Here is a 23,603-nt window from a genome sequence, read left to right on the forward strand (position 1 = left end):
TCACTCTGAAGAACCATTTTCGTAATTCATGGTTATTTTCACAACCTTACTGTCTTTAACCTCAAAAGAGAGCAATTTCTTACCCAATTCATAGGAAATCCACTGCTCCCCGGAATCATTTTCAACCTGGCCATCGCCGTATGCATTGTTCAGTGCTCTGATTGTTGAACCCACATGAACTCCACGCGGCGTTAAAATATCTGAGGCAGTCAGCGTAATCTGGGAGACGATATAATCATCAACGCTTCTTTCTGCTTTATCCCACCAGAGATTGGAAGTGAATATTTCTAAACCAGCCTTTTGATGCTGGAAGAACTTATATTGGGTTCCGTCAAAAGGAACCTCACCGACAAAATGGCCTTCAAGCGGCACGTCAATTTTACGGGCAATATCAGGAGTCCATCTGTCGCCTAATGCGACAGGCTGGCCTTTGACCTTGACGGAAAGATCCTGTTTTGTCAGAACGGGCGGCATAGCTTCTGCCAAAACCGCATTGCTGCTCAGACAGGTAAACATCAGGGCAGAACAAAGAAATGTCGGAGTGTGTTTTTTCACATTAGTTGTCATTCAATGAATATTTATTGCGCTTCTCACCACTGGAAACACCGCCAGGACTTGGAAGCAGCGTTTCTTATTCGGCGCTTATGACGACTGAACCCAGACAGTCAGGATTTTTCACGGTGAAACTGAAGCTCACCTTTTGTCCATTCATATCTTTTGGCGCTGTATAACTGGTCACTTCGTTCTCAGAGCGGCCTCGTGGATAATCAGTTAACGTCAGTTGCGGATAATGCTTTTTAACGGTATCGAGAGTGATGCACTGGCCGGACGGTGAAAAATTCAGTAACGGTGCCATACCGTCACTTTCTTTACTTAAACGTAAATCAATTGCAGTAATGTTCGTTCCATCCGCCAGTTTGATATCGTCGGCATTGTAGAAATTGATATATTCATTCTGTTTCGTTAGCCTGAATGACAACGGAGCGTTATCCAGACTGTTAACGGACAACGTTTTGAGTGATGCGCTCATTTTTGCAATGAACTGCCAAAGATCCTGTTTCTGCATGTTACCTCCTGCCATTCCCGTCGTTAATAAAGCCGCAAGCACCGCACACGTTTTTAGACTATGGATAATTTTTATCATACCAACCGCCATAATAATCTTCGTAATATTGCCCCGTGGTGGACGTTTGTTCGCCTTTGCCAAAGATACGGCCTATCTGCGTACGCGCTTCACTTTCCTTTATAGCCCCACGTTCGAGAGAATCATAGATACGATTATATTGTGTCTGATTTACCGGATTGCCCGCAATACCAATATCCCCACCCTTGTTGGCTATGATTTCGCGTTGGACCCGGATATTGTTTAACGTTGCAGCGCCTTCATCACTGAGTGTGCTGTTGAGATAGGCGTCGCGCGAAGAAAAATCAATGTTGGGTTCATATAAAGCGTGACCACTTTCATGTGACAGAGACTGAACAACCGCATTCGGATTACCGAGCTCGTTTTTATCAACGGTAATAACTCGCTTTTGACGATTGGCAAACGTCCCCTTACCTGCTTCACCTTCTTCAAATGTCCAGCCTCGTTTCTTTAACGTAGCTATGTCATTTTTCATGGTCGGTGATTTATCGACAAGACTATCTACATCCTTGCCATATCCGCTTGAAGGCACACCTGATGATGGGGGTGTTGCAGTTTTAGAGGTTTCGGCAGGCGCGCTTGCAGCCGCACCTGCCTTATTCTCCTTTCCCGGCGTAAATTTCGCCTGCACCGCCGCATCAATATCCCCTTTATGCCCCGATCCTGGTGCCGTTGTGCCCGGCTTGGTGCCAGAGGTATTCAGATGCAGCTTACCGCCCGTGGTGATATACCCATCCCCTTCCACGAAGAAGTTAAACTCTTTGCCGATCAGGTTAATCTTGCCGTTGGCATTCAGCTCAATGGCGCTTTCACCTGAGACCAGCCGCAGCTTCGTCCCGGAAGCAATCACATACTGCTCCACCGCCGCATCCAGCTTGCCTTTCCCCGTCAGGATCTCGGTTCCGCCTTTCACGGCCTGAGTCTGGTTCGCTTCCACGCGATGTAGTTCATTTTTCTTCACGTAATGGCTGCGCGCCCCGCCGACGCTGTGCGTTTCATCGTTTTTAACGCTGGTGTCCATGTTGCGCTCGGCCTGGATCCACACCTGCTCTGCGCCCGCTTTATCCTCAAACCGCAGGGCGTTGGCATTGTCGACGGAACCGTCTTTCGTGCGGCTCATAAAGCCCATCTGCGTCGCGGCGGCAGGCAGCGCCCACGGCGGCATGCTCGCGTCGTTGTACACGCGACCGGTAATAATCGGACGGTCCGGATCGCCGTTGATAAAGTCCACCACCACCTCATCGCCGACGCGCGGGATCTGCACCCCGCCGTAGCCCTGGCCCGCCCACGCGCTCGACACGCGCACCCAGCAGGAGCTGGTGTCATCGCCCTTCGCCAGGCGGTCCCAGTGAAACTTCACCTTCACGCGGCCGTATTTGTCCGTCCAGATACTCTCGCCCTTCGGCCCCACCACTTTCGCGGTCTGCGGGCCGTAGGTGCGCGGCCACGCCGTGGTCTGCGCCGGACGGTACACCACCGCCGACGGGATGACCGTAAAATCGGTGCGGTGAATGGTTTCACCCTCGCCGCTCGCGTAGCGGTTCTCTTCGAAGTGGTAACCCGCCGCCGTCACCAGATACTCGCCGTTGTCGCTGAAGAACGGCGCGTTGGTTAACGTGAAGGTGTGGCCCGGCACAATCCCCGCCGCCGTGGCGGTGGCCTGAATCTGCTGATGCTCCACCTGCCAGCGTTCCTGACGGATGCGGGCATAGAACTCCCCGTGGCCTTTGTCCACAAAGCGACCCGGCCAGTCGTACACGTCGATGCTGCCCGGCTTCGGCGACGCCGGGTTCTGCTGGGCCTGGAACAGCCACGCGTTCGGCTTGCGGAAGTCATAGTCGTCGAGGCTGTAAATCCCCGGCGTCACGCTGTCCTCCAGCGCCCACTGGCTGATGCCCTCTTCGTCCGTACTGCCGCCGGACGGCGTCTGGTGGTAAGGAATGACCTCATAGCCGCTGAACGGCTGATGCTGCGTGGCGGCGTCGGCGAGCACCAGGGTGTGTTTGTCCGCCTCGTGGCTGAAGTGATAGGCAATCCCCTCCAGCTCCATCAGGCGGCTGATGAAGTCCAGGCTCGACTCCTGATACTGCACGCAGTAGTCCCACACCCGGTAGCTGCCGGTGAGTTTATCCTCAACGTTAACCTGATGCTCGCCCAGCAGGGTTTTCACAATCTGCGGCACCGTCTGCCCTTGGAAGATACGCAGGTTACGGTCGCGCTTCATCGGCCACAGGTCCGGCTCAACCGTCAGCTGGTACACCGCATAGCGGGTGCCCGTCAGCTCGACGGCGCTGACCGCCACGCGGGTAATTTTGCCGTTAACATAGCGGGACGTCAGCAGGTTCTGCGTCGGGATGGTCACCGTGACCGGCTGGCCCAGCAGCTTGCTGCGGTCAATGCGCGCGTCCGTGCCGAGCACGGTCAGCGTCAGCGCGAACGACTCGGACATCGCCTCGCGGCCCGTCAGTTTCCAGAACAGAAGCCCCTCCACCGGGAGCTGAACGGTAATTCGGTTGAGCATAATCTTTATTCCATCTAGCTTATGCGATTCAGAAAAGAGGTTCGCATCTGTGACTGAGCGTAATTCTAAGGGTTCACCAGCCAGGTGCCCGGCTTGGTGATATCCAGCGTCTGGCCACGCGTTCTTCCGTTGCCCTGGAGTTCAATCTTCACCTCACCGGCCGGTAGCTTGAGCGATGCATAGCCGTTGGTCGCCGGACGCAGCGCTTTTGGCTCGCCGTTCACTTTCAGCGTTTCGCCGTCGAGGATGCGGATATAGACCAGCGCAACAGGGCTCTCCACAGGCGGCGGAGTCTGCTGGGCCGTCGCCTGCTCGTTAACCTTCGCCGTTTCCGGCTTCACGTCCGGCGCGTTTGCGGAGGTCTCAGTCGGACGCGTCTCTGCCGGTGCCTGTGCAGCCTGCTCGGGAGCATCGTTACCGCCGCTGAACAGCATCGCCCCGGCGACAATACCCACCAGCACGCCTGCGGCAACCATGCCAGGGATCTTGTAGCGGCGCCAGTCGAGCAGCGAAGCCGGTTTTTCGTCTTCGACCGGAACCAGCATCGTGCCGGGCTTTTTCGCCGTCAGCACGTCGTTGATCCCTGCGACTGGCATCTCAATCAGCGCGGCGAACTCGTCGATTGACTGCGGACGGTCCTCCATGTGCAGCGCCAGCGCGCGGTCGATGGCCTGCAGCAGCGGAATGGAATAGCCCTGCGGCATGATTTCCACCAGCGGTTTGCAGGTATCCTGAATCGAGCGCACCACGCTGACCGGCGGCGGAGAACCCACAATCAGGGTACGCAGCACCGCGCCGAGGGCGTAAATATCCGTCCACGGGCCCTGCTCGCTTTCGTTATCGTCGGTGTACTGCTCGATCGGCGCAAAGCCCGGGCGCAGCATGGTTTCCGTTTCATCGGAAAGGTTACCGATGGTGCGGCGCGCGGAGCCGAAATCAAGCAGCACCGGCAGGCCGTTATCCTGGATCTGAATGTTATCCAGCGAGATGTCGCGGTGCAGATAGCCTTCGTTATGGATGGTCTTGATCGCACCGAACAGCATCGGCAGCGTGCGGCGGATCCAGGCCTCGTTGATCAGCTCCAGCTTTTCCTCGCGCAGGCGCGAAAGCGTGGTGCCGCTGTAAAACAGCGTCCCCATGTAGGCCGTGTCGTTTTGCACCCAGAAACGCAGGACGTGCAGCAGGTTCGGATGGTTAAAGCGCGCCAGCAGACGCGCCTCCTGAATAAAGCTGTTCAGGCCTGCGGAAAACGCTTTGCCAAAACGCTCGCTGCGCAGCACAAGGGTCATGTCGTCGCCGCGCACGGCGAGTGAGGAAGGCATAAATTCTTTGATAGCGATAGTGCGTTCGAGCTGGTGATCCCACGCGCGATAGACGATGCCAAAACCGCCGCCGCCGATCACCTCTTTGATTTCAAACTCGTTGAAGCGGTACCCGACCGGGAGCGCGTTTGGGACAGTCCGATTGTTATCATTATCCGTCATCTTTTACAGTTCTCTTGATGATTATTACGCGGCAAACTGACAGTGAAACTCGCCCTGCTCGCAGGTGACGTGCAGACGTCGGTACTGCTCGTCGCTGCGGCTGGCGGTAAGTAAGATCTGGCTCATCTGAGGCAGCAAGGTGTTGGTCAGAATAGCATCCACCATGCGGCCCCCGGACTCCACCTCGGTACAGCGCTGAACAATCTGTTCCACCACGCAGTCGTCAAACTCAGAAATAATGCTGTGATTCTCTTTCAGACGACGCTGAATGCGCTTGAGCTGCAGGCGAACAATCTGCCCCAGCATCTCGTCGCTGAGCGGGTAGTACGGCACCACCAGCAGGCGGCCCAGCAGCGCCGGTGGGAAGACCTCCAGCAGCGGCTGGCGCAGGGCGCCGCTTAACGCGTCAGGCTCCGGCATCAGCTCCGGATCGGCGCACATGGCGCTAATCAGGTCGGTGCCGACGTTGGAGGTCAGAATAATGATGGTGTTCCGGAAATCGATGTGGCGCCCCTCGCCGTCTTCCATCCAGCCTTTATCAAAGACCTGGAAGAAGATCTCGTGGACGTCCGGGTGCGCTTTTTCAATTTCGTCCAGCAGCACCACGCTGTACGGGCGGCGGCGCACGGCCTCGGTCAACACGCCGCCTTCACCATACCCTACGTACCCCGGAGGCGCACCTTTTAAGGTGGAAACGGTGTGCGCTTCCTGGAACTCACTCATGTTTATGGTGATAACGTTCTGCTCGCCGCCGTACAGGGATTCCGCGAGCGCCAGCGCGGTTTCGGTTTTACCGACCCCGGACGGGCCGCACAGCATAAAGACGCCCACCGGTTTGTTGGGATCGTCCAGCTTCGCCCGCGAGGTTTTCACGCGGCGGGCAATGAGATCCAGACCGTGACGCTGGCCGATAACGCGCTGGTTCAGCGTGTCGGCGAGGTTGAGTACCGCGTCGATCTCGTTTTTCACCATCCGGCCCAGCGGGATCCCGGTCCAGTCAGAGACCACCGCGGCAACCACGTTTTCATCCACCGCCGCAAACAGCAGCGGCTCATCGCCCTGCAGGGCGTTCAGCGCCTGCTGCTGTTCCGCCAGCTGGCCGCGCAGCTCGGCGCTATCGTCATCGCCCGCCGCGAACAGCGCCGCGCGCAGGCGGATAATCTCCTGCACCAGGCTGCGCTCTTCTTCCCAGCGCTGGGCCAGGGCTTCGCGTTTTGTCTCATACGCGTCGCGTTCGGCGAGTAAAGCGGTTACGCGATCGGCGTCACCGGCTCCCACGCGCGCTTCGCGTTCAGCAATCTCAATTTCCACGTCCAGCGCGGCAAGGTGGCGCAGGCAGTCTTCCAGCTGCGCAGGGGGCGCGCTCTGGCTGACCGCGACGCGGGCGCAGGCGGTGTCGAGCAGCGCAACGGCTTTATCCGGCAGCTGACGCGCCGGGATGTAACGATGCGACAGCTTCACCGCCGCGCTGACCGCTTCGTCGAGCAGCAGCACCTTGTGGTGCGTCTCCAGCGGCGACACGGTGCTGCGCAGCATCAGAATGGCTTTCGCTTCGTCCGGCTCGTGGACCTGCACCGTCTGGAAACGACGGGTCAGCGCCGGGTCTTTCTCGATGTATTTTTTGTATTCCGCCCAGGTAGTGGCGCCGATGGTGCGCAGCTGTCCGCGCGCCAGGGCAGGCTTCAGCAGGTTCGCCGCATCGCCGGTTCCCTGCTGGCCGCCTGCGCCAATCAGGGTGTGGATCTCATCGATAAACAGAATGATCGGCGTGGCGCTGGACTGGACTTCATTAATGAGCGCCTGCAGCCGGGCCTCGAACTCGCCTTTCATGCCTGCCCCAGCCTGCAGCATGCCGATATCCAGCAGCCACAGCTGAATATTTTGCAGCGGCTCCGGAACGTCGCCGTCGGCGATACGCAGCGCCAGCCCTTCCACCACCGCCGTTTTCCCGACCCCGGCTTCTCCGGTCAGCAGCGGGTTGTTCTGGCGGCGACGCATCAGGATATCCACCATCTGGCGGATCTCCTCGTCGCGCCCGACAACCGGGTCAATCTTCCCTTCGCGGGCGCGGGCGGTCAGGTCCTGGCCGTACTGGGCCAGCGTCCCCTGCGCCGCCGGTACCGTACCCGCCGGTGCGTCTGCGGCGGCAGCGGCCTGCTGCGTCTCTTTGCTGTTGGCGCAAATCGCGTCGAACTGCTCAATCAGCACCTCGACGTTCAGGCGGGTGAACTGCGACGAGATGCTTTTCAGCACGTTGGCCAGATTCCAGGTTTTCAGCATGCCGATCAGCAAATGACCGCCGCGAATACGGCTGACGCCAAACTTCAGCGAGCCGAACACCCAGGCGCGCTCCACGGCGCTGTCGATATGCTCGGAGAGATCGGAAACGGAACTGGCGCCACGCGGAAGGACATCCAGCGCGGCCACGATATCGCGGGTCAGCTGCTGTTCATCGAGGGCAAAGTGGCGGATGACCTGCTGCAGATCGCCATCCTGCTGCTGCATCAGCTGATGCAGCCAGTGCACCAGCTCAACGTACGGGTTGCCGCGCAGCTTGCAGAACGCAGTGGCGCTTTCCAGAGAGGTAAATAACAGCGTATCCAGTTTGCCGAAAAGCACGGCACGGCTAATTTCTGACATGTTAGTTTCCATTAACAATGATTCGGTATACGGAAGGATTACCGCTCTGCGCGATACACCAGATCGCCACGCGGGACAGGCTGCGGCTGAAGGCCCAGCCAGGTGTTATAGCCTAATCGCCCATTGCTGCCGAGCGTGGTGCCCTGCACCGCGTCTTCACGCAGGATCACCCGCGTTTCCCATTCAAACTCCACCCCGGCGTACTGACGCACCCAGTCGCGCAGCTCGGTGACCCACGCTTCACCCGGCAGAAAACGGTTGTACTCCTCCGCGCTCAGCGGGCCAATTTCGATGCGAAACTTGTGCTGCACGTCGCGGACGGCAACGCCGAGAAAGGCGGATTCCCCCATGCGCGGCATGCGGCGTCCTGCTCCCAGCTGCGCCTGCTCGCGCGTGGAGAGCGGCATCCACTGCGGCACGTTGCTCACCAGCTTAACCGGCGCGTTAAAATAGCTGCGCAGGATCTTCTCCAGCCCCTCCGGATCCCGCCCGTGCCGGGTCAGGTGTCCGGCGTGGGTAAAGCGGGCATGAGAGCTCAGGCTGCCTTTGTTCATCTGTCCCGGCTGGCCCATGCCAATCAGCGACGCCAGATAGCCCTCAAAGCGCCTGTTATCAGCGCGATCGAGGGAGACGGTGGGTTGCGCATCCGCCCAGGCGCGGTAAAACAGCAGCGCCAGGCGATGATGGAACAGGTCGGCAAACGCGCTGAGGCTGGTGTCCTGATGATGATAAATTCGCTCGCGGGCGTATTCGGTCATATGGACCGGCAGCGGGCCGTTCGGGCCAAACAGGCCGAAACTGAGGATAGACACCTCGTGCAGCCCGCTTTCCTCCCGCTGGCGGACCTGAGCCAGCGTCGACGGCGCAAAACTCATCGACGGCTGCTGGCCGATGCGCAGCGGCTCAAATTTCGGCAGCGGCGCGCGTCCCAGCGGGTAGCGTTCGCCGCCCTGGGCATCAATGCGCCTTAACAGCTGAAACAGGTCGTAGCGCCAGGGCGTCTCGCGAACCCCTTGCCAGAACGCGTCCGGCAGCCGGGTCAGGCGATGCACGCGCAGCGGTGCAGTGGCAGCGTCACTCATATCAGCGCCCTTTTACCCATGCGCGGCGCCCAGTAGCCAATCTCGCCGCGCTGCTGGCTTTTCAGGGTGAACTCCGTAAAGCTGTTGATGGACACCAGGCGGGCAAAGAGACGTTCCATCACGCTGCCAAAGAGCCACGGGCTGGCGCCGGAAAAGGCACGCTCATCGACCGTCAGGGTAATGCCGATCCCGCGGGCGAAAACGACCGGGCCGGGTTCAGGCACGCGGCGGTGAACCGGCTCCAGCACGCAGTGGCGTACCCCTTCCACCTGACGCGCAACGGGCGTTTCTGCCAGGTTGGCGTATAGCCCTAACAGCTGGCGCAGCGCGGCCGCGCCGTCTTCGTTTTCGCTGTCCATCAGGCTGAGGTAGTTCATCTGCAGCTGGCTGATGAGCCGCCAGGTGCTGAACCCTTCCGCCAGCGCCGGACGCGGCGGCGTCGGGCCTTTGCGCAGGGTGAGGGATTTCACCGGCATGGAGTCGGCCATAATGAACTGCCCGAGCTCCTGCTGCAGCATCAGCGGCAGATCGCGGCTGGTGCAGAGCACCTCGGCAGAGATATAGCGCAGGTTGTCCTGCCACGGGGCGTGCTGTTCATCCACCAGCGAAACAAACACCTCCGAGCCGATATAGCCGGTGCGCGTGCCGTAGCGCAGGGCGTGCTCGGACAGCACGCGCTGTTCGCGGCGCAGGGAAAAATAGGCCCCGTAGTTGCCCGCATCGCCGCTCCAGGTGCTCCAGAATGGACGAAACGTCTGGTCATCGCGCTGGCCGTCCGCGCTGCCATAGATTTTTTTGACCGCGTAAATTTCATAATCCAGCGGACGAATGTTATCCACCACCAGATGGTATTCATGCTGGCCTTCATTCAGCTTCTGACGCGCCGCGACCTTTGGGAACAGGTTGATGACAGGCGTACAGTGCAGCGCCAGATGGCTGGCATCAACCACGCGCTCCAGCTGTTCATCCGACTTATCCAGCAGAATGAAGATGTCGAAGGCTTTTTCGCCTTCACAGCGCTCGATAAGCTTGCCCAGACCGCTCAGGCTAATGAAGCGGAAACGGGACGGAAACGCGAAATACTCCTGCAGCAGGCGATAGCCGTCAAAGTTGCGCAGATCGTCCGGAAGCAGGGCCTGGTCAGGCTCAAAGCCTTCCTGGCGCAGCGCGTCCGACGCCAGCAGCTGTCGCTGCGGCTGCGGGCTGACCGTCTGGCAGACGATCCCGGCGTGATGCTCCATCACCAGCTCCAGCAGCTTCAGCGCTTCAATATCCGGACCGCCGAGGAAAAATTCCAGACGGTCGAAATCCAGGTGCCCGAGGTTTTGCGGGCCGTCGCAGGCGATGCGGATCCGTAAGGCGCTGCCGATCCCCCGCTGGCTCAGCCCCAGCTGCGCGAGCGGCAGATCGGCGGGCACGCCGCCCAGCTCGACCTTGTCGATTTTCAGCGGCAGCAGGTTGACCTCGTGCGCCGTGGTATAGCTGCAGGTCACGCCGGTTTTTTTCAGCGCCAGGCTGTCCATCATGGTACCGCGCGGCACAATGAAGCCCTTGCTCAGGTCGCCCCGGCTGCTGTCGGGCTCAATCTCCGCAATCGCCATCGACGGCGTGGGCGCGAGATAGTTAGGGGCAATCATCTCCAGCAGACGCTGGGAGAAGCGCGGAAACTCCGCGTCCATTTTCATCTGCACGCGGGAGGTCAGGAAGGCGAAGCCCTCCATCAGACGTTCGGTATACGGGTCCGCCACTTCGATGCCGCGCATGCCCAGCCGTCCGGCGACCTTAGGATAGCGTTCGGCAAACTCGGTCCCCATTTCGCGCAGGTAGGCCAGCTCGCGGTTGTAGTATTCGAGCAGTTTACTTTCCATGATTACCCCGCATCTTTCAGTTCAAAATGGCCGTTTTCCAGATCGACATCGGTACGAAACAGAAACTCCAGCGGGTACGGCACACACCATAAACGCCCTTTGATCTCGATGGAGAGCACGTTGTGCAGATCCAGCGAGGAGGTATCCGACACGCAGCGGACCTGCAGCCCCTGCGGTAAAATGCGCGGCTCAAAATTGATGATGGCCTCGGTGAGCTTGCGCTGAATGTCGTGCCATTCGATATCCGACATTCTTTTCCCGGCCAGCGGCGCGACGCCGAAGTTGACCACCGAGCGCTTCACGTGCGGCAAGGCGCTCAAATCGCCGGAGGCATCGTGGTTGATGGTGTTAAACAGCCACTGCAGATCGCGCAGGACGTTGCGGCGCAGGGCGGCGTGGGTGATCAGATTGCTGTTGGCCGACTCGCGCTTTTTTTCCGGCTCATTATCGGTGAGACGATCCAGCAGCGAGGGCTGCATTTTGTCGCGCGCCCCCACCTTCTCCTGCTTGCTGCGGGCTTGCCAGCCGCTGCGCAGCAGATCGCCTTCGCCAGCGGGATTACTCATCGGCTCCATCCGTCGCAAACGTCACGAGGCTTAAGGACAGCAGCGGGTATTCGCTTTGCTCGCTCAGCCAGGCCTTCTGGCCCCTGCCTTCGTAAAGAGTGCCGTCTTCGTCGAGCGGCTGCCATTCGGTGGTGCGGCCCAGCCTGACCGCATCAGTGGCATCGGCAGCAAACGGGTAACGCGCCGGGATCTGACACACCTGCTCCGTACCGTCGGTCAGGCGCACCAGCGCGTGACGCCAGACCAGATCGGTCACGCTGGCGGGCGCCTGGAAACGGATCTCCGCGATGGCGCTGAACGGCAGCCAGAAATAACGGCCGTTCACGATGGTTTCGCAGACCGGGCCGAGACGGGCATCGCCGTCCATCAGCCAGTCAAACGCCTGCGTCTCCTCGTTTTCGAGGATAATCTGGCCGGGGATGGCTTCAGCCCGATCGAGGCCGTCAAGACGCAGCGCCCGGGCGCGCTCGCCCTCCTCGCTCAGCGCCGCGGCCAGGGTCGTCAGCCACGGCCACTGGGTTTCAGGCATAGCCGGACGCGCCTGTCCCGCCATCACCTGCGCGCGCTGCAGCTCGCCCTGAATGGATTGCTCCAGCAGCGTGACGGTGGGCTTCGCCTGAGGCTTCAGCGCCAGCCAGCTTTTCAGCTGGGTCAGCGCGCGCGTCCAGTTGCCGCTGAGGGTTAAAAACTGCACGAACGCGGCGCGGAGATCGGCATCCGCCGGACGGGCTTTGATTTCAGCTTCAAGGCGCGCCAGCGCATCGCTGAGCGACTCGCCCGCCAGGTGTTGATAGAGCGTATTCATAGCCATTCCTTAATTCGCCGCGCGCCATGCGCCAACGGCCGGGTCGCGCAGCTGAGGACGCAGGGTGTCAATCAGGACGATATTCAGCGGAGTGCCGGGTGCGACCCAGGCGCTCCAGGTTTTTTTCACCGCCGCAATACGCGCCTGCAGTTTTGCATCATCGCTGGCGATTTCACGGGAAATCTCCACCGCTACGGTGCCGTTGCTTTTCCAGCTGTTCAGGGCGCTATCGTAAGGCAGGATCATCCAGCTCTGGTCGCTGTTTGGGGTGCTGAACACCATGCGCTCTTTGTTGACGGAGGTGATCAGCGCGTTTTCAGGATCGGCGCTTTGATTCAGACCCGTCACCGGGAAGCCGTGGATGTAGGTCACCGCCATCTCTTTCTGTCCGCCGTTGCGGGACTGCGAAACCACGGTGTGACCACTCAGCCAGCTGCCGTTACCGCAGCGGGTGGTGTCAGAATCCGGAATAAAGAGCGCCGGAGCGGAAGCGCCACCTTCCCAGAAGGTGCGCAGGTGGCAGCCGTCCTGCAGGGTGAATTCCTGCCACGGCGTGCGGTCAGCCGCGACGGTGCGGGAAGCCACGTTCTGGTCCGGCGGCAGCAGCGCGCCGCTGGTTGGGGTTGCGGTGACGGTCGCAGCAGGCGCGGCCTGGTCCTGTTTCACCACCAGCGCCCAGTCCTGCGCTTTGCCTGCCGTACCCTGCGCCAGCGTGGTACCCGCCGGATCGTTTAGCGTCCAGCTAAGCTTATTCACTTTGCTGCACTGGTGTTCCAGCAGGGAGCCAAGACGCGGCACAAAGTTCTCCAGCACGGAGACGTCTTTCTTGCCGTTCGCCACAATACGCAGCGCCACCTCAGGCTTACACCAGCTCTGCGGCGTGTTGTCTTTAATGTTGTCGATCCAGATATCCAGCTTCTGCGCAGGAGACTGCACGATGCGGAAATTCTCAGCCTGCGCGGTGGAGGTGACCGCCAGAAGTGCCAAACCCGATAGCCAAAGTTTCATATCGTTCCTTGTGTGTCTAATCAGTTCCGCAGGGAAGAAATTGCGCTGCGTCAGAGAGGGTGTGCAGCAAAGTGGTGTCCTGAGGGTTGCCCATCCATACCGCCAGGGCAGTATAGTTATCCTGAGCATTCCCCTCCTGTTCGCCATTCTTTTGAATGATTTGGTTCATTAAGGTCAGCCACTCCTGCGGCGTATTGACCATATGCAGCGACTGCTTCATTTGCTCTTCGCTAACGCCGTGCCAGAACCCGTCGGTGCAGAGTAAGAATGCATCGCCGTCTTCAACCTGCACCACGTCGCTGTAGCTCGCTTCCGGCCCGCCGTTTTCAATTCCCAGCGCCAGATAGAGCAGGTTGCTGTTCAGGTTGTCGGTCTGGTGCCCGGCGTCTTTCATCTGCTGCACCAGGCTGTGGTCGGTGGTCACATGCCACAGCCATCCCCGGCGAAACAGGTACAGGCGGCTGTCTCCGGCGTGCGCCCAGTAGGCCAGGCCGTAATCACGGTCAATGAACAGGCTGACCAGCGTCGTGCCCATCCGGCGATAGTCCTGAACGGCCTGCTGTTCGCTGAGGATGGTGCGGTTAGCCGTCTGCACGTAGTCGCGGATATGCTGCGCATTAAGATGTTTGTCGCCATCGAAGCGGGAGATAATGCTGTTGCGGGCCAGCTCTGCAGCCACCTCACCGCCCGGCAGGCCCGCGATGCCGTCGCAGACGACAAAGCAGGCTGAACGTTCCCCTATGGTTTCTCCCGTCTGATCCTGGTTGCTGGCGCGCGTCCCCTGGCGGGAGAGAGAAGCCGTTGCGATATTCATTTGTCTTCCGATCCGCTCTGTGAGTCTTTGTACTGATTCACCTCCATGTCGTACGCATGAAGGAAGGCCTCGCCGAACAGGGTGTGGAAATCATCCTCAATCTCGCCAGCCGTTTCGCCATAGCTGCGCACAAAATAGTCCCACAGGGCGGCTTTGCGGCTGCCCGGCAGCGCCAGACGCGAGGTCATCCCGTTCTGCTTCGCCTGCTCTTCCAGCTGTTCCGGGTTAAAGGACTGCAGCATCGCGGCAATGATGGCGCGGATACCGGAGATCATGCCCAGCTGGTGCGCCTGCAGGTCGATCAGCGCGTCGCGCACGGATTTGGTCGGCGGCATAAAGCCCGGCATCGGGGTGCCGAACATCTGGATCAGCACGGTTTTGCCGGTCGGCAACAGCTTGAACGGGTTGTTGGCATCGTCCAGCACCATGGTCATATCGGCCTTCACGCCACGCTTGAGGATGGAGCGCGAGGAGAGCAGCGCCACGGTCCCCTGAGAGAACATGCCGAGGATCTGCCCGAGCTGACGCATATTTTCCCGGTCAAACTGGGGGACGGGCTGCATTTCGCTCAGCCCCATCCCCTCCAGCAGAGCCTCCAGCAGCTCGCCCTGCAGCACTTCGCCCTTCTCACCGCTGTTTGCCGTGGCGGTTGGGGCGGCAGCGTTATTGACCGGGTCAATGCGCAGGCGGCCCTTCGGTGCCTGAGCGCTGCTGCGCGCCACGGCCTGTGGCGTAGGCATGGTGAAGCCTGCGTAATCCGGCCGCGCGGGCTCTTCTTCAGCACGCGGTTCTTCCTGCGGCTCAGGGGCGAACAGCGGAGAATCGGCCAGCACGTCCTCTTCCTGCTCGGGTTCCGGCACTGGCGCAGGCTTTTCGGCAATAATGTCATCCGGATGGGTCAATGGCGCGCCGCCCATCAGTCCGAGCGGGTCGTCATTACGCGCGGCTGGCGCGCTGGCCTTACCGCCAAACAGGGCCAGCGGATCGAGCTCATCCGTCGCCTCGTCTTCTGGCTTCACGGGGCTATTCTCGCCCGGCGGCACCAGCGTTGACGGGGTGACGTCGTCAAAAATACTCTCTTTTTTGAACAACGCTTCGTCGCTGAACAGCGTGTCCGGGTCGACATTCTTACGCTCGAGCTTTGGATCGCTGTCGTTAAACATCGCCAGCGGATCTTCCGCGTTACGCTCCGGGGCCGCAGGCTGGGAGAACGGATCGTGCGATGCAGCAGGCTGCGGTTTTGTACGGTTGCTGGAGATGCTGTCGGAGATGGAGAACTCCTGCATCAGGCTATCCCAGATCTCCGTTGGCACGGCGGTTGGCTCGGCCTTCCCGCGCGGTGCGGCACTCGCCGGCTTCGGTTGCGCAGCGGGCGCGGGTGCGGCTGCCGGACGCGCCTGCTGATGCATACTGGCCGCCATACGGCTTACGGGTTGCGTATCGTGGATCAGTTCGGTCACTTCGATACGGTAGTCATCAATACCGAGAATGTCGCCATCCTGCAGCTCAACCTGACGCCCTCGCTCCAGCGGAATGTCATTTAATACCACGCGGGTGACGCTGCCACGGTTGGTCACGCGGCATTCGCCCTGAGCGTCAACGTGAACAATGGCCTGCAGACGAGAGATGGTGCGGTCATTGTCCGGCAACACCAGATTGTTATCCGTACCGCGCCCAATGGTGCCGCCCGGGGCGTAAAAATCACAGCTGCTTTGCGGCGGCTGATGACCGGGTTTCGTAGAAATAATCGTGAATCGCATGGCGTATTCCTGCTGGTATGATTAGCGCTCAAACGCTGCCGCTCTCGGGGCGAGAACGGCGGCGTTTGAGAAATTGAATATCAAAACTATTTAATGAAGGTGATAAAATATAATCCAACAATGAGCCATAGAGTGAATATTAACGCCTGTAACTTATAACGGCGATGTAATTTTAGCATCCAACCAATTCTTTCTTCAGGTAACGACTGTACATATTTATAAGCATCTTCCTGAACAAGCCTTTCACGCGAGAATTTCATTTCAACGCCTTTATAAAGGCGAACAAACCAGATTATTTTTTGATAATTGGCCAGCGAACCAAAAAAAGAAGCATAGTTGGTTACAAGATCCAGATCATATCCCTTGCGCCGATAGTCTGAAAGTAACCGATTATAATCAGCCTCGTGTTTTTTGAAATAACGAGAACTGAACAAATCCATCATTACAACAACCATTAACAAAACTACAACAAAAAACAAAAACAAGTCATCCATATTTACCTTAACTAGCACCAGGCAGATAATATTACATATATCCGGAGCGTCAGCGCGAGCACTAGCCCAAAAAAATATTTAAATCTTCAATGTATAATTAAATTTCATTAACGCCCGCAAGTATTAAAAGCAGTACAAACAAAGCCGTGGCAACTTTAACTTTTCTGTTATATGAATTAATCCAAGATAATTCGAAGCCAGATAAAACATTGTTGCAAGATTGAGGCTCAAGCCAACGTGATTCCGTCAACTTTATACGCTTGCCCTTCACAAGCCTTGATAAAATTGTAGTGCGAAAACCAAACCCCCAAAAACCAAGATTTTTCCAAGTTTGATAATCCTCTTCCTTGAGAAAATTCTTTTGAATTAGCAACTCATAGATTTTATCAACCTGACCGGAATGTTTCCGGTAATCAACATAGAACGTTAGCATAAGGATTATAAAAATGGCAAAAACACAGATAATAAAAGCAGAGTACATGTTATCAATAATCACGCTATTCTCCGCTAAATATTAAATTATCATTTGTTCTCCTACAAATCCTCACGTGAATTACCAAACAGTTGTCTTGCCTTGAAATCCAGCGTACCCGGTTGCTGTACCACACAGTAACCCGGAGCAACGTTTGACTGATTTGCCATGGAAAACTCCTTATGTCTAACGCATAAATAAAGGGTGAAATGCTATTTTAGGGCATTCAGCGGACGAATCGCATCGCTATTGGCGATTAAGCTGCACTTCAAAACCTGATAATGCCCCGGCTGAGTGCCACCCACTTTCTCTTTCAGTAGAGAAGCAATCACCTTGTCTGCTTTTTCAAAATTTTCAGCAGGCAAATTGCTAGCTTCGAGCCATGCGGCGGCACTAGCCTCGGCATCAGCTTTCAGGGCTTTGCTGTCCGCAATCTTACCGATACACCGGTTTTGCACCCAGTTTTCAAAGATTTGTTGCTGAGAAAAAGCGCTGATATCAGGCAGCGTTTGGGCATAAACAGCAGAGGCATTTAAAGCCAACGCGAGCAGCAGTAAACGTTTCATTTCATGCTCCAGAACGTTGCGTTGGTAGGTGCCCGGTAAACAGTAGTCATCAATGCCGATAATATCGGCATCCGCCCGGGCGTGAGCCGCGGCGTTTGGGGTTAACTCATTCTATTCGGTCTGCGTAAGCTTAAACTGGCCTGAAGGACCTTCTTGTAAGGTGAAACGGGCAGCATAGCGAATAGAATCGTTTTTCCCTGACACTTTCAGAGCAACATCATATTCTCCGGCTTGCCACGCAATCCCCTTCCACTGGTGACACTGTTGGGTCGTTAACGTCACCTCAGGGCTAAACGTTGACGGCGGCGATACCGCTTTCCATTCATTTCCCGCGCGTTTCATTATGGTGGGCGAATGGCTGGTGACAGGCGCGTCTAACCCGGAGTTAGCGGGAATAGCAAAGCAGGGTTCGTTGTCCTTTAGCGTAACCGAAAGCGACTTATATTGTGCAGGATGAGATACACAGGCACTCACCGTTAATGCGATTGCTACAACACTGAGTAACTGTTTCATAACCATACCCGCCGGTCTTTAGGATTTTGAATAAACAACGATAATACCTGCAGATATTTATCCTTCAGGTCGGGTCCGATAATTCCCTCAAAACCTGCAATGTTTCGGAAATCACCCAGACCGTAATTTATCAAATAATAAAAATCTGAAATGATAGAAGCCTGCTGCTCCATACCAAAGTCCGATAATTTTTTATCGGGGGGCAGAGAATAATTATAACTTGCTGCCCAACTGAATGCGCCTCGGGTTCGAACATTCATTCCAATCTGATGCTGCAATACATGCACCATTTCGTGAATAAACCAGTGTTTATATCGCGGAACCTCTATCGAGAAGTCATCCCGATAATGCGGCTCGCGAAAATAGAGCTCACCATTGGGAGTCATTGCGACATCTGTCGACTGCATATTAAACGGCAAATAGCTTTTATTATGGACTTTAACTTCTGAGTACTTTATTGCGTCACCAAAAACCGAGCGAGCCAGTGCTATTTCGCCAATGGTGAGAGGACGGGCGCCTCCTTCCTGCAAACTTGCCATGCTATCTTCCTTCCCGGTTGATAATGACCGGGGAAAACTCCCCGGCCAAATACGCAATTACGCTTCTTTGTTTTCTTTGATGTTCCAGCCAGCGCTGCTTTCAGCACCTTTACCACCAGACGTGGTCTGCTCCCAGTACTGCTGTTTCACTTTCGCAGCCTGGAATGCATAGGTCACACCAACGGTATCGCCGTTGTCAGCACCGGTGTACTGAACAGAGGTGACCAGCACATCTTCCAGCGTGATGCGGGAGTATTCCACCTGCTGGCCGCCGGCTTTACAGACGGACAGCTCAACTTTGGTCAGGTGTTTGCCGCTGGCGCAGTGTTTCAGGATAGCGGTGGTGGATTTGTCGATCAGCGCGTTAACGTGCAGGTCGTTGAAGTTAACTTTACCGGCACCGCCGCCACCGCCAACGCTCATATTACCTGGCTGGGAAGCGCCCCAGGAGAAGGAGGTAATATCAGTCCAGCCGGTGTGGTTAGAATCTTTAGATTCGCCCGTAACACCCTCGACCTTCAGAAACATATCAATAGCCATAATATCTACTCTTCGTGGATGAACAATATTGCTTTCGAAAAAGCACTTATATGGCAAACAGGAAAGCATGGGGCTGAATAAAACCGTCCATATTTTACCTCTGCCTCATATCAAATGACCCGTGTCATTTGACAGTCTTACATTCCCCCTGAATGAACGGAAAGAATGTGAAGTCTTTACTACTGCGGGTTATCCTCAATCCAAGTGCGATCAGGATTTCCGATAATTAATTGAGGTACCAGCTTGTTAAGTTCGTCACTATGATAAAGACGCAGGCAATTTAACGTAACGCCTTTTACATCGGGCTTTCGTTCGGCATGAAAGCCGTTAATGTGATCTTTGTATTTTCCAATGAGCGCATCCATTTTCTCAGTGCCATTTTCAGCATCAAAAGGAATCCACTCAATGAATGCACTCGCACTGCGGGCAGCATCAGCAGAAAACTGGCTGCCTTTATCTGCTACCTGCGCCAGGCAGCGCGCCAGAACAAAATCTTTTAAAACCTGCCGGTATGTTTGCTGCTGATAAAAATCAGGATAGTTATTTCCGGAATACACATAAAAAGTCATAAATACGAGGAAAAAACATAAACGTTTCACCTTATATCCTTTGCCATAAGACCCACAGCGCATCAGTCCGCGTAAAATACTAACTTTTCTCTTTCCATTTTTCTGCGACAACGTATATCCCTATCGCTAATGCATTAAGTCCAGTGCATAAAAATCCATGCATTGCGATTCGCGGGACTTCTGCCGGCCAGTCAAAGATAAACAGATAGTAGCCGGATACCGTCACAAACAACATGAATGAAATTATTAGCAACGTATAAATGGCTAAATAGCTGATGAATTTTCGTATCAACGCTTTCACTGTCTAATTCATTAGCTATCTCGTATTGACCGAAAAGTAGCCGGCCCAATGGGCCGGCTACACTCATCACGCATCTTTCGTCTTCAGCGACGGCAGTTTAGATACCAGACGCAGGGAAACGGTCAGACCTTCCAGCTGGTAGTGTGGACGCAGGAAGAACTTCGCGGCGTAGTAGCCCGGGTTGTCTTCAATCTCCTGCACCTGCACTTCCGCAGCCGCCAGCGGTTTACGGGACTTGGTCTCCTGAGAGGAGTTCGCCGGGTCACCGTCGACGTAGTTCATGACCCAGTCGTTCAGCCAGCGCTCCATCTCTTCGCGCTCGCGGAAGGAGCCGATTTTGTCGCGCACGATGCACTTCAGGTAGTGCGCAAAGCGGCAGCAGGCGAACAGGTACGGCAGACGAGAGGCCAGACGCGCGTTGGCGGTGGCATCCGGGTCGTGGTACTCGGCCGGTTTCTGCAGCGACTGCGCGCCGATGAAGGCGGCAAAGTCGGAGTTTTTGCGGTGAACCAGCGGCATAAAGCCGTTTTTCGCCAGCTCAGCTTCACGACGATCGCTGATGGCGATTTCGGTCGGGCACTTCATGTCCACGCCGCCGTCATCGCTCGGGAAGGTGTGGCACGGCAGGTTTTCCACCGCCCCGCCGGACTCCACGCCGCGAATCGAGGTGCACCAGCCGTACTCTTTGAAGGAGCGGTTGATGTTGGCGGCCATCGCATACGCGGCGTTCGCCCAGGAGTAGCTGTTGTGGTTCGCGCCGTCGGTCTGCTCTTCAAAGTCAAAGCTGTCGACCGGGTTGGTGCGAATGCCGTACGGCAGGCGCGACAGGAAGCGCGGCATCACCAGGCCCAGATAGCGGGCATCTTCGGATTCACGCAGCGAACGCCAGGCCGCGTATTCGGTGTTCTGGAAGATCTTGGTCAGGTCGCGCGGATTAGCCAGCTCCTGCCAGGACTCCATCTGCATCACGCCCGGCGCGGTACCGGTGATAAACGGACAGTGCGCCGCAGAGCCGATGCGCGCCATTTCGCCCAGCAGCTCAACGTCCTGCGGGCTATGGTCGAAGTAGTAGTCGCCCACGATGCAGCCAAACGGCTCGCCGCCGAACTGACCGTACTCCTGCTCGTAGATTTTCTTGAAGATCGGGCTCTGGTCCCAGCCCACGCCCTTGAAGCGCTTCAGGGTGCGGCCCAGCTCCTGCTTGGAGATGCTCATAAAGCGGATCTTCAGCATCTCGTCAGTTTCAGTGTTGTTCACCAGGTAGCTCAGACCGCGCCAGGCGCTCTCCAGCTTCTGAAACTCTTCGTGGTGAATGATCTGGTTTACCTGCTGCGACAGCTGCTCGTCGATACCGGCGATCAGGTTCTGAATGGTGCGGTAGGTGTCGTTGGAGAAAGTGACGGTATTTTCCAGCGCCTGCTGCGCCAGCGTTTTGACCGCGCTTTCGACGGCTGAACGGGCCTGATCGGTTTTCGGGCGGAACTCTTTGTTCAGCAGCGCGCTGAATTCATCCTGGCTGAACGCCTGACCCGCCTGCTGCTCGTGTTGTTGAGTCTGGTTGCTCATCGATTATTCCTCGCTACCTTTCGCGCTTTCGTCATTTTTCGGCAACTGGCTCAGGGATTTGAGCAGCGTCGGATCCTGCAGAATTTTAGCGATCAGCTCTTCCGCACCGTTTTTGCCGTCCATATAGGTCAGCAGGTTGGAGAGCTGGGTACGCGCTTCCAGCAGCTTGTTCAGCGGCTCGACCTTGCGGGCCACCGCATCCGGCAGGAAGTCGTCCATGCTGTCGAAGGTCAGATCCACGTTGAGCTTGCCTTCGCCGGTCAGGGTGTTATCCACCTGGAACGCCACGCGCGGCTTCAGCGCCTTCATGCGTTCGTCAAAGTTGTCGATGTCGATTTCGAGGAATTTACGCTCGTCGACGGCCGGCAGATTTTCAACCGGTTTGCCGACCAGATCGGCCATGACGCCCATCACAAACGGCAGCTGAATCTTACGTTCTGCACCGTAGATCTCTACGTCATACTCGATCTGCACGCGGGGGGCACGGTTACGTGCGATGAATTTCTGCCCACTGTTACTCATTGCCATGATGTTCTCCATCAAAGATGCGCGGTGAAGGTGAAACGGCAGGCTCCATGCCTGTCGTCATAATGCCTGGACGCGTTATTCGCGGCGCCCAAAGATGTTTTCAAGTTGGTTAACGCCGTCTGGCGCCAGGTCGCGAATAATGTCCATAAAGTTAAGTTCTGACAGCCGCTGCACCCGTTCAATCATCAGCGGTGCGGGGTGGCTCGGTTCGTACTGCGCAAAATACTGCTTCGCTTTTTCCAGCATCAGCTGCGCGTCGGCGCGGCTGGTGATCTGCACGCTGCGCCAGTCGGTGACCGGCTGAACGGGCTGCGCTGCCGTCGACTGCTGCTCGGCCTGGGGTTCTGCCTGCGCCTCACGGTTCGGCAGCAGCTTGCTGATGTCGGTTACCTGACACGCGCTGGCGACCAGTCCGACGGTTTTCAGCAGCTGTTCCATCTCGGGCACGCCGCTTTCACCGAGATTCCCGGTGAGAAGCTCGCGAATCGCCAGCAGACGTTCGTTAATGACGATAACCGCGGCGGTGCCGGGCTGGTCGCCGCGGGCCAGCTCGTCAATCAGCCGTGGACGGCCGCCGGGATAGTCCGGGCATTCCGTCTTGCTGCCGTCCAGCAGGGCCTGGGCATCCCGGAGCGAAATTTCATCGCCGTTTGAACGCAGAAGCGAGGCGTTTCGCACGGCGACGGTGAGGTCGGATTTATCGCTCAGCCCTGCCAGGGCGTTAATGCGATAGAACGGATCGGTTTCGCCATACTCTTCCAGCAGCGGATAGAGCGTCTCCCAGTAACGGGCGATCGCCTCCTGCACCAGCAATAATCCGTCCGCGTAGCCCGCCAGCCCGCGGCGGCGCGTCCAGGCATGGGTTAACGCCAGCAGTACGCGAAGATCTTTGGTGCGGGTCAGCAGGCTGGTGGCGTATTTTTCCACCGTGTTCCAGTCAGCTGGCTCTGCCGGGATAATGGTGTCGCCAAACTGCTGTTCCGCTTTCCCAAGACTTGCCTGATTCATGATCTGGAAGTCGGCGTCGTACTCCAGGTTTTCCCCGCAGGGTTTTTCGGGACTGATTGGCGCGAGAAATTCTTCGATATTCATGAGATCCCTGCTTATTCAAACATGGGCGGATAGAGACCGTGACGCCCCGGACGGGCGCCCCCTGCCGGGTCGAACAGCAGGGTGAAAAGCTGCCCGGTAAAGTTACCGCTGTGCACGTGGGTGTACAGCGGGTAGCCGTCGCAGCGGTTGGTCCACCAGTAGCTGGTCTGGCGCAGCGGATCAAAACACTCGGCCGCCTGAGGCCAGCCCAGCGTGCTCTGGCCGTCCTCGTCATAGCCAATCACATCAAGGATGTCGGAACGCTTTTGCGGCTCGACGGGCTGCGGCGCCGGAATGGTCATCAGCATCTCATCCAGCTGTGAGGCGGAAAAACTGTTGCGCACCGCGTGCAGCCCCAGGCGCCCAATCTGCTGGTACCAGCTTTCGGCCTGGCTGAGCAGGCTGGTCGACCACTCTGACGGGGCGAAGCTCAGCTGCAGGCAAACCGGATACTGTCGGCCAACGCTGTCGCGGCCGGGCAGCAGACAGCCCATCTGGATCATCTGGCTGCCCAGCATGGGCGGTACCACAAAATTCCAGACTGGCGCTTTGTTAAACTGGCGCTCGCCGCTGCGCTGCTCTTCCTGCTGCCAGGCCAGCAGGCCGACCTGGAACCAGTGTGACCACTGGCGCTGTAAAGTGTCAGGAAAGCGACGCTGCAAAAAATCTCCGGCGCTGGGTAATTTGCCATACCAGCTGTAGCGGTTCATCGCAGGGGTATTCGTCATACG

The 23,603-nt window shown here is 57.2% G+C and carries 23 protein-coding genes; all 23 read right to left on the minus strand.

Going from position 1 to position 23,603, the window contains the following annotated elements; all coding sequences use genetic code 11:
* Positions 1–555 (minus strand): hypothetical protein, encoded by a 555-nt coding sequence (locus USF70_RS08535; protein WP_224435102.1) that lies wholly within the window; start codon positions 553–555, stop codon positions 1–3.
* 76 nt (positions 556–631) lie between these two features.
* Positions 632–1,066, minus strand: coding sequence for a hypothetical protein (locus tag USF70_RS08540; protein WP_232937791.1), 435 nt, complete (start codon positions 1,064–1,066; stop codon positions 632–634).
* A gap of 58 nt (positions 1,067–1,124) precedes the next feature.
* Positions 1,125–3,665: a type VI secretion system tip protein VgrG gene (locus tag USF70_RS08545; protein WP_320735535.1), complete on the minus strand. Its 2,541-nt coding sequence runs from the start codon at positions 3,663–3,665 to the stop codon at positions 1,125–1,127.
* Between the two features lie 65 nt (positions 3,666–3,730).
* A complete protein-coding gene (locus USF70_RS08550) occupies positions 3,731–5,149 on the minus strand; it encodes a serine/threonine-protein kinase (RefSeq protein WP_320735536.1) in 1,419 nt (472 codons plus the stop codon).
* A 24-nt stretch (positions 5,150–5,173) separates the two neighbouring features.
* The gene (gene tssH, locus USF70_RS08555) at positions 5,174–7,789 is read right to left on the minus strand and encodes a type VI secretion system ATPase TssH (RefSeq protein WP_320735537.1); all 2,616 of its coding nucleotides are present in this window, start codon (positions 7,787–7,789) and stop codon (positions 5,174–5,176) included.
* A 38-nt stretch (positions 7,790–7,827) separates the two neighbouring features.
* Complete coding sequence (tssG, locus tag USF70_RS08560; RefSeq protein WP_048980921.1) at positions 7,828–8,871, minus strand: type VI secretion system baseplate subunit TssG; 1,044 nt, start codon at positions 8,869–8,871, stop codon at positions 7,828–7,830.
* Complete coding sequence (tssF, locus tag USF70_RS08565) at positions 8,868–10,739, minus strand: type VI secretion system baseplate subunit TssF (protein WP_320735538.1); 1,872 nt, start codon at positions 10,737–10,739, stop codon at positions 8,868–8,870. The genes tssG and tssF overlap by 4 nt, the downstream gene beginning before the upstream one ends.
* Before the next feature lie 2 nt (positions 10,740–10,741).
* Entirely contained in the window at positions 10,742–11,305 is a 564-nt protein-coding gene (gene tssE, locus USF70_RS08570; RefSeq protein WP_033145789.1) for a type VI secretion system baseplate subunit TssE, read from the minus strand.
* Complete coding sequence (locus USF70_RS08575) at positions 11,298–12,110, minus strand: type VI secretion system accessory protein TagJ (RefSeq protein WP_232937787.1); 813 nt, start codon at positions 12,108–12,110, stop codon at positions 11,298–11,300. Before USF70_RS08575 ends, tssE begins: the two co-directional genes overlap by 8 nt.
* 9 nt (positions 12,111–12,119) lie before the next feature.
* Positions 12,120–13,118, minus strand: a complete 999-nt coding sequence (locus USF70_RS08580) for a hypothetical protein (protein ID WP_033145791.1) — start codon at positions 13,116–13,118, stop codon at positions 12,120–12,122.
* A gap of 16 nt (positions 13,119–13,134) precedes the next feature.
* Positions 13,135–13,932, minus strand: coding sequence for a PP2C family protein-serine/threonine phosphatase (locus tag USF70_RS08585; protein WP_014884226.1), 798 nt, complete (start codon positions 13,930–13,932; stop codon positions 13,135–13,137).
* Entirely contained in the window at positions 13,929–15,692 is a 1,764-nt protein-coding gene (gene tagH / locus USF70_RS08590) for a type VI secretion system-associated FHA domain protein TagH (RefSeq protein WP_096151589.1), read from the minus strand. Before tagH ends, USF70_RS08585 begins: the two co-directional genes overlap by 4 nt.
* An 86-nt stretch (positions 15,693–15,778) precedes the next feature.
* Positions 15,779–16,186: a hypothetical protein gene (locus tag USF70_RS08595; RefSeq protein WP_232937783.1), complete on the minus strand. Its 408-nt coding sequence runs from the start codon at positions 16,184–16,186 to the stop codon at positions 15,779–15,781.
* A gap of 97 nt (positions 16,187–16,283) precedes the next feature.
* On the minus strand, positions 16,284–16,682 hold the full coding sequence (locus tag USF70_RS08600; protein WP_094934696.1) for a hypothetical protein: 399 nt from the start codon (positions 16,680–16,682) through the stop codon (positions 16,284–16,286).
* 188 nt (positions 16,683–16,870) lie between these two features.
* Positions 16,871–17,224 (minus strand): T6SS amidase immunity protein Tai4 family protein, encoded by a 354-nt coding sequence (locus tag USF70_RS08605; RefSeq protein WP_064672687.1) that lies wholly within the window; start codon positions 17,222–17,224, stop codon positions 16,871–16,873.
* A 111-nt stretch (positions 17,225–17,335) separates the two neighbouring features.
* Positions 17,336–17,743 (minus strand): putative T6SS immunity periplasmic lipoprotein, encoded by a 408-nt coding sequence (locus USF70_RS08610; protein WP_064672688.1) that lies wholly within the window; start codon positions 17,741–17,743, stop codon positions 17,336–17,338.
* Complete coding sequence (locus USF70_RS08615; RefSeq protein WP_021240381.1) at positions 17,734–18,276, minus strand: hypothetical protein; 543 nt, start codon at positions 18,274–18,276, stop codon at positions 17,734–17,736. Before USF70_RS08615 ends, USF70_RS08610 begins: the two co-directional genes overlap by 10 nt.
* Before the next feature lie 57 nt (positions 18,277–18,333).
* Positions 18,334–18,816: an Hcp family type VI secretion system effector gene (locus USF70_RS08620; RefSeq protein ID WP_008502640.1), complete on the minus strand. Its 483-nt coding sequence runs from the start codon at positions 18,814–18,816 to the stop codon at positions 18,334–18,336.
* 179 nt (positions 18,817–18,995) lie between these two features.
* Positions 18,996–19,385 (minus strand): T6SS amidase immunity protein Tai4 family protein, encoded by a 390-nt coding sequence (locus tag USF70_RS08625; protein WP_375372077.1) that lies wholly within the window; start codon positions 19,383–19,385, stop codon positions 18,996–18,998.
* A gap of 367 nt (positions 19,386–19,752) precedes the next feature.
* A complete protein-coding gene (gene tssC / locus USF70_RS08630; protein WP_014884232.1) occupies positions 19,753–21,252 on the minus strand; it encodes a type VI secretion system contractile sheath large subunit in 1,500 nt (499 codons plus the stop codon).
* A 3-nt stretch (positions 21,253–21,255) separates the two neighbouring features.
* Complete coding sequence (tssB, locus tag USF70_RS08635; protein ID WP_008502644.1) at positions 21,256–21,780, minus strand: type VI secretion system contractile sheath small subunit; 525 nt, start codon at positions 21,778–21,780, stop codon at positions 21,256–21,258.
* Between the two features lie 75 nt (positions 21,781–21,855).
* Positions 21,856–22,872: a type VI secretion system protein TssA gene (gene tssA, locus USF70_RS08640; protein WP_232937779.1), complete on the minus strand. Its 1,017-nt coding sequence runs from the start codon at positions 22,870–22,872 to the stop codon at positions 21,856–21,858.
* Between the two features lie 11 nt (positions 22,873–22,883).
* On the minus strand, positions 22,884–23,600 hold the full coding sequence (tagF, locus tag USF70_RS08645; protein WP_033145799.1) for a type VI secretion system-associated protein TagF: 717 nt from the start codon (positions 23,598–23,600) through the stop codon (positions 22,884–22,886).
* Positions 23,601–23,603 lie beyond the last annotated feature (3 nt).

Origin of the sequence: Enterobacter sp. 237C8, from assembly GCF_034106865.1 — a bacterium.
In the GTDB taxonomy this organism is placed as follows: Bacteria; Pseudomonadota; Gammaproteobacteria; order Enterobacterales; family Enterobacteriaceae; genus Enterobacter; species Enterobacter asburiae_B.